At 77.3% G+C, this 1,673-nt stretch carries 1 protein-coding gene; it reads right to left on the minus strand.

Going from position 1 to position 1,673, the window contains the following annotated elements:
• Window positions 1–1,673, minus strand: a 1,673-nt coding sequence (locus AB0H81_RS44750) for an acyltransferase domain-containing protein (protein ID WP_358388697.1), incomplete at both ends; no start/stop codon positions are given.

Consider the following 1,673-nt stretch of genomic DNA (forward strand, 5'->3'; position numbering starts at 1 on the left):
AGCCAACCGCTCATAACCACCCTCCACCTCCACCGGCACCGCGCCCGAGGGCGGCCACACGGCAGCCCACGAGGCGGAGCCGTGCCCGGCGGCGGAGTCGGCGAGCACGCCCGCGGCGTGCCGCTCCCAGCCGTCCCCCACGGAGGAAGAGGCGCGGGAGAACACGGCGACGGCGCGGCGGCCGTCGGCGCCGGGACGCTCGACGGTGACCTGGACGGTGACGGCCCCGGACTCGGGCAGGTGGAGGGGCGCCTCGATGACCAGTTCCTCCAGCACGGACGCGCCGGCGTGGACGCCGCCCTCCAGCGCCAGCTCGACGAACGCCGCACCCGGCAGCAGCACGCCGCCCTGCACGGCGTGGTCGGCGAGCCACGGCGCGCCCCTGAGCGAGATCCGGCCGGTCAGGACGAAGCCGTCGCCCGCCACCGGCACGACCGCCGTGAGCAGGGGATGCCGGGCGTCGTCGATGCCCGCCCCGGCGGGCCGGCCGGCCCGCTCGCGGTCGCCGAGCCAGAACCGGCGCCGCTCGAACGGGTACGTGGGCGGGTCCACGCGCGGTTGGGACGCGGGGGCGAGCGCGTCGGACCAGGCGACGTCGGCGCCCAGCACCCACGCCTGGCCGAGGGCGGCGAGGAAGCGAGCCCAGTCGCCCATGCCGCGGCGCAGGGTCGCGCAGACACCCGCGGTGATCCCGGCGTCGTCGCAGATGTCGCCGGTGTCGCCGCCGAGCACGGGGTGCGGGCTGACCTCCACGAACAGCGGCGTCCCGGTGAACGCCCGGATCGCCTCCTCGAACAGCACGGGGTTGCGCAGGTTGTCGTACCAGTAGCGGGTCGTCAGGCGGGCGGGCTCGACGACCGCGCCGGCCAGCGAGGAGCAGAAGACGGTCTCGGTCGGGCGCGGCCGGACGCCGTCGAGCGTGGCCAGCAGCTCGTCGCGCAGCGCCTCCACGTGCGGGGTGTGCGAGGCGTAGTCGACCGCGATGCGGCGCACCCGTACGGCCTCCCCGCAGGAGGCGGCGAACTCGTCGAGCGCGTCGGCCTCGCCCGCCACCACGCAGGAGGCGGGGCCGCTGTGCACCGCCACCCACAGCCGTCCCTCCCACGGCGCGATCCGCTCCTCGGCCTGGGCGGCGGGCAGCGCGACGGCGAGCATGCCGCCGGTGCCGCTGAGCCCGGTCAGGGAGCGGCTGCGCAGGGCGACGATCTTCGCCGCGTCCTCCAGCGACAGGGCGCCCGCGACGCAGGCCGCCGCGATCTCGCCCTGCGAGTGGCCCACGACGGCGCCGGGGTGGACGCCGTACGAGCGCCACAGCGCGGCCAGCGACACCATGACGGCGAACAGGACCGGCTGGATGACGTCGGTTCCCTCCAGCTCGGGCGCGCCGCCGGTGCCGCGCAGCACGTCCTCGACCGCCCAGCCGGTGTACGGCCGCAGCGCCGCGTCGCACTCGCGCAGCCGGGCGCGGAACACGTGGCTGGAGTCCAGCAGGTCCACGGCCATGCCGGCCCACTGCGTGCCCTGGCCGGGGAAGAGGAACACCGGCCGGGGCTCGGCCTGCGCCTCGCCCGTGACGGCCGCGGCGTGGGGCGTCCCGGCGGCGACGGCCTCCAGCGCGGCGGCCAGCTCCTCGCGGTCGCCGGCGACGACCACGGCGCGGTGCGCGAACCTCG

This window comes from Nonomuraea sp. NPDC050691 (genome assembly GCF_040654455.1).
Lineage (GTDB): Bacteria > Actinomycetota > Actinomycetes > Streptosporangiales > Streptosporangiaceae > Nonomuraea.